The following is a 12,623-nucleotide window of genomic DNA, read 5'->3' on the forward strand; positions in this document are numbered from 1 at the left end:
CAAAGCGCAGATCGCGCAGATCCAGACCGACAAGAAGATGCCGGCCAAGGACAAGAAGGAAGCCCTCGACGAGCTCAACCAGGCGCTCAAGACGCCGGTGCCGCCGGTCGAGAACAAGGCAAACATCGATCTCGTCGCCAAGTATTACGACAAGCTGGTTGCCGCGCTCGGCGACGACGAGAACTGAGAGCGTCGCTCTCGTGTCCCGGACGCGGTGCGGTACGAAGTACCGCTCCGCAGAGCCGGGACCCAGAGAGCCGCGGATTCGCAGTAGCGTGAACCCCGGCTCTGCAACGCACCGTCGAAGGGACGCTGCGCTGCGTCCGGGGCACGAGCATTCTGCCCTCTAAAAAAGCCCCGAAGCCAGCTCCGGGGCTTTTGTCGTTTCGCTGCGCGCAGCGCGATGTGCTTACGTCCGCGTCCGCATCCGCATCATGAAGCTGTCGAAGCTGAGCTCCGCCACCTGTTGCCAGGCGAGCGTCTCGTTGCGGTAGGCGGTGAGGCTCGAATACATCTTGCTGAAGTGCGGATTGTTCTTGGCGAGATCGGCGTAGATCTCGCCCGCGGCATTGTAGCAGGCCTCGAGCACTTCCTGCGGGAACGGCTTCAGGATCGCCCCGGCCACCAGCAGGCGCTTCAGCGCGGGCGGATTGACGTAGTCGTACTTGCCCGTGACCCAGGTGAAGGTGTCGCGCGACGCCGTCTCGATCACGGCCTGATATTGCTTCGGCAGCGCGTTCCACTTGTCGAGGTTCATGATGTTGTGGCCCTGGCCGGTGCCTTCCCACCAGCCCGGATAGTAGTAATACTTGGCGACCTTCACGAAGCCGAGCTTCTCGTCGTCGTAAGGTCCGACCCATTCGGCCGCGTCGATCGTGCCCTTTTCCAGCGCCGGATAGATGTCGCCGCCTGCGATCTGCTGCGGCACGCCGCCCACCTTGGCGATGATCGTGCCGGCGAAGCCGCCGACGCGGAATTTCAGTCCCCTGAAATCTTCCATCGACTTGATCTCCTTCCGGAACCAGCCGCCCATCTGGGCGCCGGTCGAACCGGTCGGAATGCCGACGGCGTTGTATTCCTTCAGGAGGTCGTTGAGCATGTCGGTGCCGCCGCCGAAGTGCAGCCAGGCAATATGCGAGCGCGTGTTCAATCCGAACGGCAGCGACGTGCCGAAGGTGAACGCCGGGTTCTTGCCCCAGTAATAATACAGCGCCGTGTTGCCCATCTCGACGGTGCCGTTGGAGACGGCGTCGAGCACCTGCAGGCCTGGCACGATCTCACCGGCGGCGAACGGCTGAATCTGGAATTTGTTGTCGGTGGCTTCGGCGACGCGCTTGCAGAAATATTCGCAGCCGCCATAGAGCGTATCGAGCGCCTTGGGCCAGCTCGCCGCGAGGCGCCATCTCACTTCCGGCGACGATTGTGCGATGGCCGGCGCGGCAACGGCCGTGCTTGCGGCCAGCCCAGCCCCGGTCACTTTGAGAAAATCACGACGTTTCATGCGTATCCCTCCGTTGCGCCGATTCTTCGACAAGGGAACGATCTTGGTGTCGTCTTTGCGTCGCCGATGATCGACGTGGGTGTTTTAAAATATTTTGGCGTTTCCGAAGGCCCTTCGGGCTCTTTTTGGATTCCGCGCATTGCGGAATGGCGTCAGGATGACCGGTCGCCTTGCGATAATCAAGCGCCGTCAGTGCGCTCGCAATTGCGAAGCCGAGGTTTGACCGCCGCTTCCGGCCCGAAACGACCGGCAAAACGACCAAAGCCCCGGAGATGGTGGCATCTCCGGGGCTTCTTCGTCTTTAGTCGTGGGGGGTCTCAGCGCCTCATGTCTTGGCGCGCATCCGCGCCATGAAGCTGTCGTAGCTCAGCTCCGCAACCTGCGTCCAGGGCAGCGAGTCGTTCTTGAACGCCATCATGCTCGCATGCATCTTGCCGAAATGCGAATTGGACTTGGAGAGGTCCGCGTAGATCTCGTTGGCGGCGTTGTAGCAGGCCTCGAGCACCTCCTGCGGGAAGCCTCTGACGATTGCACCGTTCACGATCAGCCGCTTCAGCGCCGGCGCATTCACTGCATCGTATTTGCCGGTGATCCAGGTGAAGGTATCGCGCGATGCCGCGTCGATCGCCGCCTTGTAATGCTTGGGCAGCGCATTCCACTTTTCGATGTTCATGATGTTGTGGCCCTGGCTCGTGCCTTCCCACCAGCCGGGGTAGTAGTAGTATTTGGCGACCTTCACGAAACCTAGCTTCTCGTCGTCATAGGGGCCGACCCATTCGGCGGCGTCGATGGTGCCCTTCTCCAGCGCCGGATAGATGTCGCCGCCAGCGAGTTGCTGTGGCACGCAGCCGAGCTTGGAGAGGATCGTGCCGGCGAAACCGCCGATGCGCATCTTCAGGCCCCTCAAATCGTCGAGGCTCTTGATCTCCTTCCTGAACCAGCCGCCCATCTGCGCGCCGGTCGATCCGGTCGGGATGCCATAAACGTTGTGCTCCCTAAGCAGGTCGTTGACGAGATCCTGCCCACCGCCCCACAACAGCCAGGAAATCTGCTGCCGCGTGTTCAAGCCGAACGGCAGTGCGGTTGCGAAGGTGAAGGCCGGATTCTTGCCCCAGTAGTAATAGAGCGCGGTGTTGCCGATCTCGACCGTGCCGTTGGAGACGGCGTCCAGTACCTGCAGGCCTGGAACGATCTCTCCGGCCGCAAACGGCTGAATCTGGAATTTGTTGTCGGTGAGCTCGGCGACCTGCTTGCAGAAATATTCGCAGCCGCCATAGAGCGTATCGAGCGCCTTCGGCCAGCTCGTGGCGTACCGCCACTTGATCTCGGGCGAGCTTTGCGCAATCGCGGGCGCCGCCACTGCGGTGTTCGCTGCCAGGCTCGCGCCCGTTACCTTCAGGAAATCACGACGTTTCATGCGGACCCTCCGCTATGCCGATGCCTTCGACAGGGAACGAACTTGATCGTTCGTTCTTTTTGAGACTCGGCGTTGTTTTGTTTGAGGTTTGATAGCGTTTCCGAACGACCCTGATGGGCCTCTTCTTGTTGGAATCCCCACTATGATGGCATTCCGTCAGCAAGGATGACCGTTCGTCTCGCGATAATCAAGCCACCTGCCATCTCGCGCCTGCGAATGCGCGACAGACACCCGCAAGCGCGAGAGGCGAGGCGCCCGTGGCGCCGATCTCGTCCCTTACCGCTCCTTCGCGAAAGCCGTCTCCATCGCTTTTCGCACCCTGATCGTCTCGTTGTTTGCATCGAACTCGACATCGCTCCAGCGCACCACCGTGCCGTGGGCGACGTCGTGCTTCAGCTTCAAGCGATGTGCGAGCCCGATCGGCAGGGCGCCGGCCTTGAGGCTCGCGGCCGCCGGTAACAGCTTGCCCCACACCGTGTAGCCGCCTTCGCCGTCCAGCATCTCCCCGGCACGCAGATTGCGTTTGGCCACGGCCACGACGTCGCCGCGGAAGCCGTAAGGCTGCCCAGTGGCCTCGCCCCGCAGCGCCGCCGCCAGCACCGAGATGTTCAGCTCGAGCCCGATCAGATGATAGGGCTTGTACATGGCGGCGAAGCGTCCGCTGGCGTCGGTCTTCAGGCCATATTGCCGGAAGCAGTCGGCAGCATAGTCGTTCGGTGCCTCCAGCACGACATAGACGCCCCAGCGCAGGTCGCGAAACACCGGCCGGCCGTCGCGTTCGAGCGAGGAGACGACTTCGACGAGGCCTGATCGCTCCAGCACGCCGCCGCGCGAGCGCGCCCGCATGATATGCGGCAAATCGTCGACACCGCAGGGCGGAAACGACAGGCCGTCTACGGGCACGTCGAGGCCGCAGGCATTGGCAATCGCGGCCATCTCGATCGCCGACTTGGTGCCGTCGAGGAAGGAGTTGAACATCTGCGGATTCATGCCGGCCGACTGCGCTTCACCCGCGGTCAGGCCGTAATGCTGCCAGACGCCGTCGGGCGTCACGTCGTGATAGGCCGGCAGGTACTTCGTGCCCTTGCCGGCGGCAACGACGTGAAAGCCGGTGGCGCGGGCCCAATCGACCATCTCCGCGGTCAGCGCCGGCTGATCGCCATAGGCGAGCGAATAGACCACGCCGGCTTTACGCGCTTCCTCGGCGAGCAGCGGGCCCGCGAGCACGTCCGCTTCGACATTGACCATCACGATATGCTTGCCCGCCGCGATCGCGGCGCGCGCGTGGCGGATGCCGATTGCGGGATTGCCGGTCGCCTCCACCACCACGTCCATGGCACCGCCGGCGATGGCGCGCGCGCCGTCATCGGTGAAGACGGTGGCGGCGATCCGCTCGGCGTCCCAGCCGACCGTGCGGCAGGCCTCGCGCGCCCGGTCGCGGTCGATGTCGACGATGATGGGCACCTCCAGCCCCGGCGTGTGCGGCACCTGTGCGAGGAACATCGAGCCGAACTTGCCGGCGCCGATCAGCGCGACGCGAACGGGCTTGCCGGCGGACGCGCGGGCCTGGAGGAGGCGGAAGAGGTTCATGGGGGGGGTCCGTAGGTGCAACAATCAAAGCTCGTCATTCCGGGGCGCGCGAAGCGCGAGCCCGGAATCCATTCATCCACAATGTCTGCGGCCCGATGGATTCCGGGCTCGACGCTGCGCGTCGCCCCGGAATGACAGGTTACTCCGCCGCCTGCCGCGGTGCCCGTGCCAGCCGCAGCAGCGCGTCGTCGTCCACTGTCTTGATCGGCGTGAAATCGCGGTGCGCGATGTAGTCCGGCCGCGTCGGTGTGCGGATATGGTTCGAGACCGCGTTCAGCGTCAGGTATACGATCTTGCGCGGATAGGGCGTGATGTTGCCGCTGGAGCCGTGCACGAGATTACCGTGGAACATCAGCATGCCGCCCGGCTTGCCGGTGGGCGCGACGATGCCGCCCTGCTTGACGAGGCGCGTCACCGTGTCCTCGTCCAGCGTCCACAGCGGATAGGACGTAGTGGCGAGGTCATGCGAAGCCTCGAGATCGCCGGCATTCTGGCTGCGCGGCACCAGCATCAAGGCGCCGTTGATCGGCATCACCTCGTCGAGGAAGATCGCGATGTTCATCGCCCGCGGCTCCGGCATGCCGTCGTCGCGCTTCCAGGTGCCGTAATCCTGGTGCCATTGCCAGACGTCGCCAGTGAAGGCCGATTTCGCGTTGATCTTGAACTGGTGCATGTAGACGGGCTCGCCGAACAATTGCTCGACCGGCTCGATCATGCGCGGATGCGCGCCGAGGATGCGGAACGCCTCGTTGTAGAGATGCGCGGCAAAGGCCGTGCGCGGCGCGCCGCTCTTCTCGCGCCAGACTTCGGGACGGTTGGCGTCGTAGATGCCGACCGCCTCGCGCGCGAGCAGGTCGACCTCCTCTTGGGCAAACAATTCGGGCAGGAACAGCCAGCCCTCGCGGTGGAAGAACTCCAATTGCTCCTGGGACAGTCTCATGGGGTCGTCCTCCTTGCGTTGTTTTTTGTCATTCCGGGGCGCGACGAAGTCGCGAGCCCGGAATCCATTCATCTACAGTCCCTGCCGCTCAATGGATTCCGGGTTCACGCTTCGCGTGCCCCGGAATGACGGTGGCTGTCGCTACGCCGCCGCCTCGTCAGTCGCTCTCAATCTCTCCTCGGTCATTCGTCCGGCCGTCTGCGCGTGCGCCAGCGCGGCGCGTTCGGCCGCTTTGGCATTGCCGCTTAGAATGTTTCCGGCAATATCGGCATGCTCCGCCCAGGCCTTGGCCCGATAGTCGAGCTCGGAGAGCACCGTCGCCATCGAGCGCCGCATGTGCGGCCATTGCGGCGCCATGGTCTCCTCGATCACGGGATTGCCGGCGAGCTGATAGATCGCGCGGTGAAAATCGACATCGAGGGTGATGAGCTCGGATAGCATCGTGTTGTGGTCGCTGCGGCGCCCGGCGGCGAGCGCTGTCTCCAGTCGCGCGCGTCCCGCCGCGTCGCGGGCCGCGCGTGTCGCCGCAAGGCGGGCCGCCAGCGCGTCGATGGTGCCGCGCACCTCGTAGAGCTGGCGGATGCGCGCAGGATCGAGCTGGGTCACTTCAAAGCCGCGACGGCCACTCTCGGCGACCAGGCCCTGCCGGTGCAACAGATGCAGCGCATGCGATACCGGCTGGCGCGACACGCCGAGCCTGTCGGCGAGCTCGTTCTGCCGGATGCGCTGGCCGGGCTGGAGCGTGCGGTCGGAGATCGCCTCCAGGATCCGCGAATAGACCTGGTCGATCAGGTTCGGGAGCGGGTCGAGAGGAATCACGCCGTCAGCTCCAAAATGGAATACGGAATTCCGTGTTCGAAGCTACGCCCGGGACGGGCGGGGGTCAAGCACGGCTGACCGCGTCACACGCCCAATGTTAGGCCCTGCTTAAGCTATTGATATTGCTTGGGCCGTCTACTGCGCATGGGGTTGTTTCGTCGAAACGGGAGGAGCTACTTCGCCAGGAACCCGTTCACCACCTCGCCGAACTCCAGCGGTGCTTGCTCGAACATCCAATGGCCGGCGTTCGCGATCACCGCCGTCTCGGCGCCCGCGATGTGCGCGGCCAGCACGCGCCACATCACCGACAGGCTGCCGGTGGTGGCGCCGCCGCCGATCAGCAGCGTCGGCGTCCTGATGGCCTGCGCATCGCTCAGCGTGTAGGGCCGGCGCTGCTCGTTGATCTGGCCGAGGAAGGTGAGCGCGTTGTCGCGAAGTTGCTGCTTGGCCGCAGCCGGCACGCGCCGCCAGGAGCCGTCGCCTTCGATGCCTTCGTAGAAGTTCTGCAGCGCGCCCTCGAGGTCGCCGGCGCGGATCATCTCGACCGATCGCGCGGTGCGGGCCGCCAGCGGCGGATGCGCGGGCGTGCCTTCGGGCACTGGCAGGGATGCGTCGAGATCGCCGCCGGGCTCGGCCAGCACCAGCTTGCGCAGCAGATCAGGCCGCGCCTGCGCCACGCGGAAGGCGATGTGGCCGCCGCGCGAATGGCCCATCAGGTCGACGGGGCCAGGCTTGACCTGCTCGATGAAGGCGATCGTGTCCGCGACATGCTGCGCCATCTTGTAGTCGTCGCCGATCGCGTCCCAATGCTCGGGAAAGAAATGCCGCAGGCTGACCGAGATCACACGATGGGATTTCGACAACGGGCCGAGCACCGAATACCAGGTGCGAAAATCACCCAGCGTACCGTGCACGCAGACCAGCGGCGGGCCCTCACCGACTTCGAGATAGGCCATGTCGTAACCATTGACGCGAAAGCTCTGCATGGATCAGCTCGCCAGAAAATCGAGAACCACTTCGGAGAATTTCTGCGGCGCCTGCTCGAACATCGGATGTGTCGCGTTCGGGATGATCGCCGTCTTGGAATAGGGCACATGCGCCGCGAGCGCATGCAGCACTTTTGGCAACAGGCCCTTGGTCCGCGCGCCCAGGATGAACAGCGTCGGCATCTTGATCGCCTCCGCGTCCACCTTGGAGAACGGCGGGCGATTGTCGCGGACCTGGCCGATCAGCGTGTAGGCGTTGTCGCGCAAATTCTGCTTCACCATCGCCGGCAGCCGCGGCCAGGTGCCGGGGCCTTCCAGCGTGTCGACGAAGACGGCGAGCCCGCCGTCGACATCGCCGGCAGCGATCTTCTCGGCCGAGGCCGTGAAGCGCGCCAGCAGCGGCGAGGGGCCGCCGACGTAATCCGGATCAAGGCTCGCATCGAGCTCGCCCCCGGGCTCGGCCAGGATCAGCCGGCGCAAGAGATCGGGCCGCTGCTGCGCCACGCGGAAGCAGATATGCCCGCCGCGGGAATGGCCCATCAAATCGACCGGCCCGAGATCGAGCTTGTCGACGAAGGCGATGACGTCGCTGGCGTGCTGGGCGATCGAATAGGTGTCGCCGACCCCATCCCATTTTTCCGGGAAGAAGTGGCGCAGGCTGACGGCGATCACCCGATGCCGCTGCGTCAACGGGCCCAGCACGCAGCCCCAGACCCGGAAATCATTCAGCGATCCATGCACGCAGACCAGCGGCGGTCGGCCCCTGTCTTCGCCCACGTCGAGATAGGGCATGTCGTATCCGTTGACGTGAAGGCTCTGCATTATGGACTCGCGAGAGAGGATCGGAACTTCTGTGCAAGATTCCCGGAAACCGGGTGGATCGCAACTATTTCCAAGCCTAGATTTGGCGTGAGTTGAAAGTGGGGCCTGCAACGAAAGCAAGCCAGGAACCAAGCCATGAGCGACCAGCATTTTGCCCTGTTCGACACACGGATCGGCCTGTGTGCCATCGCCTGGGGTCCGCGCGGCATCAACGGCACACAATTGCCGATGGGCGGCGAGCAGAAGATCCGCACCCGCATCAGCCAGCGCCATGCCGACGCCACCGAAGCCGAGCCGACCGCCGAGGTGCGAGAGGCGATCGACCGCATGACAAGACTGCTCGCGGGCGAGCCGGATGATCTCACCGACATCCCGCTCGACCTCGACGGCGTGCCCGAGTTCAATCGCGGCGTCTACGAGATCGCCCGCGCGATCCCGCCCGGCAAGACCATCACCTATGGCGACATCGCAAAACAGCTCGGCGGCGTCCAGCTGTCGCGCGACGTTGGCCAGGCGCTCGGCCGCAACCCGTGCCCGATCGTGGTGCCCTGCCATCGCGTGCTCGCCGCCGGCAACAAGCCCGGCGGCTTCTCGGCAAACGGCGGCGTGGTGACGAAGCTGAAGATGCTCGAGATCGAAGGCGCGCTGGTGAACCACACGCCGAGCTTGTTTGATTGAGGTGGCTTGCGCTGATCTCGTAGGGTGGGCAAAGCGAAGCGTGCCCACCAAACCGATCGTAGCTTGGACAGGTGGTGGGCACGGCGCTTCGCGCCTTTGCCCACCCTACGAGACCTTAGCTAAATCTTCGCCGCCGTCTTCGGCCAGTAGCGATCGCGCAGGTGTCGCTTCACCAGCTTGCCCGTGGGCGTGCGCGGCAGCTCGGCTTCGAAATCGATCGAGCGCGGGCACTTGATGGCGGAGAGGCGGCTCTTGCAGTAGGCGATCAAATCGGCCTCAAGGGCCTTGCCGGCGCGGCGCATGTCGTGCGGCTGCACCACCGCCTTGACCTCTTCGCCCATCTCCTCGTTCGGCACGCCGAACACGGCGACGTCGGCGACCTCGGGGTGCGTGATCAGCACGTCCTCGGTCTCCTGCGGGTAGATGTTCACCCCGCCGGAGATGATCATGTAGGACTTGCGGTCGGTGAGGTAGAGAAAGCCGTCCTTGTCGAGATAGCCGACATCGCCGAGTGTGGACCATCCCCTGGCGTTGTAGGCCTTCTTCGTCTTCTCGGGATCGTTGTGATAGGTGAAGGCGGGTGCGTCGGCGAAATAGACGGTGCCGATCTCGCCGACAGGCTGCTCCTCGTCGTTCTCGTCGAGAATCTTGATCTTGCCGACCACGGCGCGGCCTACGCTGCCGCGGTGCTCCAGCCATTGCTGCGAGTTGCAGACGGTGACGCCATTGCCTTCCGAGCCGGCGTAATACTCGATCAGGATGGGTCCCCACCATTCGATCATCTTCGCCTTGACGTCGACCGGGCAGGGCGCAGCGGCGTGGATCGCGCCCTTCAGCGTGGAGACGTCGTACTTGGCGCGCACCTCGTCCGGCAGCTTCAGCATGCGCACGAACATGGTCGGCACCAGCTGGGATTGCGTCACCTTGTATTTCTCGACCAGCTTCAAGAACTCTTCGGCATCGAAGTGTTCCATGATGATGGAGGTGCCGCCGAGCACGATCGCCATCATGTTGAAGCGCAGGGGCGCCGCGTGATAGAGGGGGGCCGGTGACAGATAGGTGCTCTCCGCGTTCATGCCGCACATGTCGGCGCAGAGCACGCGCAGGAAGGCGTTCGGCACGTCGATCCTGTTGCCTTCGAATGCCTTCTTGATTCCCTTCGGGCGGCCGGTGGTGCCCGACGAATAGAGCATGTCGTAGCCGGCGACCTCATCCGCAATCGGCGTGGTCGGCTGCGCCGCGGCCTCCTTGTCGTAGGAGCGGAAGCCGGGCAGGGGGTCGTCCATCATGTAGAAGATCGGCTCGCCGGGCGTGCCCTTGATCAGGCCCTTGATCTGCTCGGCGCATTTCGGTGTGGTGATCACGACCTTGGCGCCGCAATCGGCGATGATGTAGTCGATCTCGTCCTGCTTCAGGTAGCGGCTGATCGCGGTGTAATAGAGCCCGCTCCGCTGTGCGGCCCAGCAGAGCTCCATGAAGGCGAGGCGGTTCTCCATCAACAGCGCGATGTGGTCGCCGGCCTTGAGGCCAAGCGAGCGGAACAGCTGCGCGCCCTGGTTCGAGAGCTCGTCGAGCTCCCGATAGGTGATCGCCTTGCCGGTGCCGGCCATCTGGTAGGCGATCTTGTCGGGCGTCGTCCTGGCGTGGATGGAGGGGTGGGTCATGGTCGAGATCTCGCAACAAAAAAGGTGTCATCCCGGCGAAGGCCGGGATCCATAACCACAGGCCTCGGCTGTTGAAACGAGATGGAGCTCCGGCGCAGCATAACCACAGTCTCCTGTGGTTATGGGTCCCGGATCGGCGCGCGCTTGAGGCGCGCTTGTCCGGGACGACACCGTTTGTATGGCCGCGGCCTACAGCCGTTCCACGATCGTCACGTTGGCCATGCCGCCGCCTTCGCACATGGTCTGCAGGCCATAGCGCTTGCCGCGCTGGTGCAGGGCGTGGACCAGCGTCGTCATCAGCTTGGTACCGGAGCCGCCGAGCGGGTGGCCGAGCGCGATGGCGCCGCCGTTGACGTTGAGGCTATCAGGATCGGCGCCCGTGGTCGTCAGCCATGCGGTCGGCACCGAGGCGAAGGCCTCGTTGACCTCGAACAGGTCGATGTCGCCGATCTTCATGCCGGCCTTCTCCAGCGCACGCTTGGTCGCGTGCAAGGGAGCGTCGAGCATGATCACGGGATCGCCGCCCGTCATGGTCATGTGATGGATGCGCGCGAGCGGCTTGACGCCGAGCTGCTTCAGGCCCTTCTCGTTCACCACCATGACGCCGGAGGCGCCGTCGCAGATCTGGCTGGCGCTGGCCGCGGTCAGCTTGCCGTTCTCGGCGATCAGCTTGACGCCCTTGATGCCGTCGAGCGTGACATCGAAGCGGATGCCTTCGTCGATGTGGTGGGTGTCCTTGCTGCCGTCGGCGCGGGTGATGTCGAGCGGCACGATCTCCTTCTTGAAGTGGCCTCCTTGCGTCGCCGCGATCGCGCGCTGATGGCTGTCGTAGGAATACTGGTCGAGCTCATCCTTGGAGAGGCCGTACTTCTCGGCCATCATCTCCGCGCCGGTGAACTGGCTGAACACGATGTTCGGATACTTCTTCTCGATGCCCGGGCTCTTGTAATTGCCAAAGCCGTTCTTGGCGGGAAGCTGCGACGACAGGCCCATCGGCACGCGCGTCATCGACTCCACGCCGGCGGCGATCACGACATCCATCGCACCCGACATCACCGCCTGCGCGGCGAAGTGCAACGCCTGCTGCGAGGAGCCGCACTGGCGGTCGATCGACGTGCCGGGCACGCTCTCCGGCAGCTTTGACGCCATGATCGCGTTGCGCGCGACGTTGTTGGACTGCTCGCCGACCTGCATGACGCAGCCCATGATCACGTCCTCGACCTGGGCGGGGTCGACCTTGGTGCGGTCGACCAGCTCGTCCAGCACCTTCGCGGCAAGATCGGCCGGATGCCAGCCGGCGAGGCGGCCCCCCTTGCGCCCGCCGGCGGTACGCGCGGCGGCGACGATGTAAGCCTCGGCCATGTCGGTCTCTCCCTGAATTCTTGATTGGGTTTGGTTGTCGGGGACGGATTTAAGGGACCGGAGATCGTTTAGTCAATCGATCAATTAACTCTTGTGATGAGGCGCTGCTTGCGCTTATCTGCGCCCCGCTTCCAGCGGCCAAACAGGGATCTCCGTGGCTACCAGCGTTCCGAACAGGCTCCCCGCCGGGAAAAATTCCACGGCAGAGAAATTGCTAGTGGCCGCGAGCGAGCTGATGATCGAACGCTCCTCGATCGAGATCTCGCTGTCCGACATCGCGCAGAAGTCGGGCGCCAACGCCGCGCTGGTCAAATATCACTTCGGCAACAAGGACGGCCTGTTGCTGGCGCTGCTGGCGCGGGATGCCGCGACCGAGATGTCCAATCTCGAATATTTGCTGGCGCAGCCGATCACGTCGACGGCGAAGCTGAAGCTGCATATCGGCGGCATCATCCGCGCCTATCACCGGTTCCCCTATATGAACCGGCTGATCCACTATCTCTTGCACGAGACCAGCGCGAGTTCTGCCGATGAAGTCTCGAAGTTCTTCGTTGCGCCGCTGTTGGACTTCCACCGCCGCCTGCTGGCCGAGGGCGTCAGCCGCGGCGAATTCCGCCCGACCGATCCGGTGTTGTTCTACACCAGCCTGATCGGTGCCTGCGATCATCTGTTCTTCGGCCGGCACGCGATGTCCCGCGCGACCGGCGTCGGCCCGGTCACCGATGATGTCTGCCGGCAATACATCAAGCACATGGAAACGCTGATCTGCGGCGGCATCCTCACGCAAGCCGGGGAAGCTGCCGCGGCCGGATAGTCCGGCCAACACGTCACAAGTCTAGAGAAG

The 12,623-nt window shown here is 64.1% G+C and carries 12 protein-coding genes (1 of these 12 only partly in view); 3 read left to right on the plus strand and 9 right to left on the minus strand.

All coding sequences use genetic code 11. The annotated features are described in order from the left end of the window. Positions 1 to 187, plus strand: the 3' portion of a protein-coding gene (locus tag DCG74_RS08135; protein ID WP_172786999.1) for a hypothetical protein. It extends 410 nt beyond the left edge of the window; the window shows 187 of its 597 coding nt (coding positions 411-597); its start codon lies beyond the left edge, outside the window; the stop codon is at positions 185 to 187. Positions 188 to 409: 222 nt separating this feature from the next. Here the strand turns inward: DCG74_RS08135 and DCG74_RS08140 are convergent, their stop codons facing one another. The 7 genes from DCG74_RS08140 to DCG74_RS08170 form a co-directional block, all read right to left on the minus strand. After that, the gene (locus DCG74_RS08140; protein ID WP_172787000.1) at positions 410 to 1,501 is read right to left on the minus strand and encodes a TRAP transporter substrate-binding protein; all 1,092 of its coding nucleotides are present in this window, start codon (positions 1,499 to 1,501) and stop codon (positions 410 to 412) included. A gap of 325 nt (positions 1,502 to 1,826) precedes the next feature. After that, the gene (locus DCG74_RS08145) at positions 1,827 to 2,918 is read right to left on the minus strand and encodes a TRAP transporter substrate-binding protein (protein ID WP_172787001.1); all 1,092 of its coding nucleotides are present in this window, start codon (positions 2,916 to 2,918) and stop codon (positions 1,827 to 1,829) included. A gap of 276 nt (positions 2,919 to 3,194) precedes the next feature. Further along, entirely contained in the window at positions 3,195 to 4,508 is a 1,314-nt protein-coding gene (locus DCG74_RS08150; RefSeq protein WP_172787002.1) for an NAD(P)H-dependent oxidoreductase, read from the minus strand. 139 nt (positions 4,509 to 4,647) lie between these two features. Next, positions 4,648 to 5,448: a phytanoyl-CoA dioxygenase family protein gene (locus DCG74_RS08155; RefSeq protein WP_172787003.1), complete on the minus strand. Its 801-nt coding sequence runs from the start codon at positions 5,446 to 5,448 to the stop codon at positions 4,648 to 4,650. Positions 5,449 to 5,589: 141 nt separating this feature from the next. Beyond that, positions 5,590 to 6,267 carry a GntR family transcriptional regulator gene (locus DCG74_RS08160; RefSeq protein WP_172787004.1) on the minus strand — a complete coding sequence of 226 codons (678 nt, stop codon included), beginning with the start codon at positions 6,265 to 6,267 and terminating at the stop codon, positions 5,590 to 5,592. Between the two features lie 173 nt (positions 6,268 to 6,440). Next, entirely contained in the window at positions 6,441 to 7,253 is an 813-nt protein-coding gene (locus DCG74_RS08165) for an alpha/beta fold hydrolase (RefSeq protein WP_172787005.1), read from the minus strand. A 3-nt stretch (positions 7,254 to 7,256) separates the two neighbouring features. Beyond that, positions 7,257 to 8,075 (minus strand): alpha/beta fold hydrolase, encoded by an 819-nt coding sequence (locus tag DCG74_RS08170; RefSeq protein ID WP_172787006.1) that lies wholly within the window; start codon positions 8,073 to 8,075, stop codon positions 7,257 to 7,259. 135 nt (positions 8,076 to 8,210) lie between these two features. Here DCG74_RS08170 and DCG74_RS08175 point away from each other — a divergent pair, with 135 nt between their 5' ends. After that, positions 8,211 to 8,753, plus strand: coding sequence for a methylated-DNA--[protein]-cysteine S-methyltransferase (locus DCG74_RS08175; RefSeq protein WP_172787007.1), 543 nt, complete (start codon positions 8,211 to 8,213; stop codon positions 8,751 to 8,753). Positions 8,754 to 8,872: 119 nt separating this feature from the next. On the opposite strand, the gene DCG74_RS08180 is transcribed toward DCG74_RS08175, so the two are convergent. Together DCG74_RS08180 and DCG74_RS08185 are read right to left on the minus strand one after the other, a co-directional pair. Further along, positions 8,873 to 10,417 carry an acyl-CoA synthetase gene (locus DCG74_RS08180; protein WP_172787008.1) on the minus strand — a complete coding sequence of 515 codons (1,545 nt, stop codon included), beginning with the start codon at positions 10,415 to 10,417 and terminating at the stop codon, positions 8,873 to 8,875. 189 nt (positions 10,418 to 10,606) lie between these two features. Continuing rightward, on the minus strand, positions 10,607 to 11,779 hold the full coding sequence (locus tag DCG74_RS08185; RefSeq protein WP_172787009.1) for an acetyl-CoA C-acetyltransferase: 1,173 nt from the start codon (positions 11,777 to 11,779) through the stop codon (positions 10,607 to 10,609). 235 nt (positions 11,780 to 12,014) lie between these two features. On the opposite strand from DCG74_RS08185, the gene DCG74_RS08190 reads away from it, so the two are divergent. Then, positions 12,015 to 12,593, plus strand: a complete 579-nt coding sequence (locus DCG74_RS08190; protein WP_246708891.1) for a TetR family transcriptional regulator — start codon at positions 12,015 to 12,017, stop codon at positions 12,591 to 12,593. The last annotated feature ends 30 nt before the right edge of the window (positions 12,594 to 12,623 follow it).

The sequence above is a fragment of the Bradyrhizobium sp. WBAH42 genome (assembly GCF_024585265.1).
In the GTDB taxonomy this organism is placed as follows: Bacteria; Pseudomonadota; Alphaproteobacteria; order Rhizobiales; family Xanthobacteraceae; genus Bradyrhizobium.

Bases quoted from the DNA above. Each gene is read 5' to 3' on its own strand.
- DCG74_RS08155 (WP_172787003.1), bottom strand. From the start codon at position 5,448: ATGAGACTGTCCCAGGAGCAATTGGAGTTCTTCCACCGCGAGGGCTGG.
- DCG74_RS08150 (WP_172787002.1), bottom strand. From the start codon at position 4,508: ATGAACCTCTTCCGCCTCCTCCAGGCCCGCGCGTCCGCCGGCAAGCCC.
- DCG74_RS08170 (WP_172787006.1), bottom strand. From the start codon at position 8,075: ATGCAGAGCCTTCACGTCAACGGATACGACATGCCCTATCTCGACGTG.
- DCG74_RS08175 (WP_172787007.1), top strand. From the start codon at position 8,211: ATGAGCGACCAGCATTTTGCCCTGTTCGACACACGGATCGGCCTGTGT.
- DCG74_RS08190 (WP_246708891.1), top strand. From the start codon at position 12,015: ATGATCGAACGCTCCTCGATCGAGATCTCGCTGTCCGACATCGCGCAG.
- DCG74_RS08140 (WP_172787000.1), bottom strand. From the start codon at position 1,501: ATGAAACGTCGTGATTTTCTCAAAGTGACCGGGGCTGGGCTGGCCGCA.
- DCG74_RS08165 (WP_172787005.1), bottom strand. From the start codon at position 7,253: ATGCAGAGCTTTCGCGTCAATGGTTACGACATGGCCTATCTCGAAGTC.
- DCG74_RS08185 (WP_172787009.1), bottom strand. From the start codon at position 11,779: ATGGCCGAGGCTTACATCGTCGCCGCCGCGCGTACCGCCGGCGGGCGC.
- DCG74_RS08145 (WP_172787001.1), bottom strand. From the start codon at position 2,918: ATGAAACGTCGTGATTTCCTGAAGGTAACGGGCGCGAGCCTGGCAGCG.
- DCG74_RS08180 (WP_172787008.1), bottom strand. From the start codon at position 10,417: ATGACCCACCCCTCCATCCACGCCAGGACGACGCCCGACAAGATCGCC.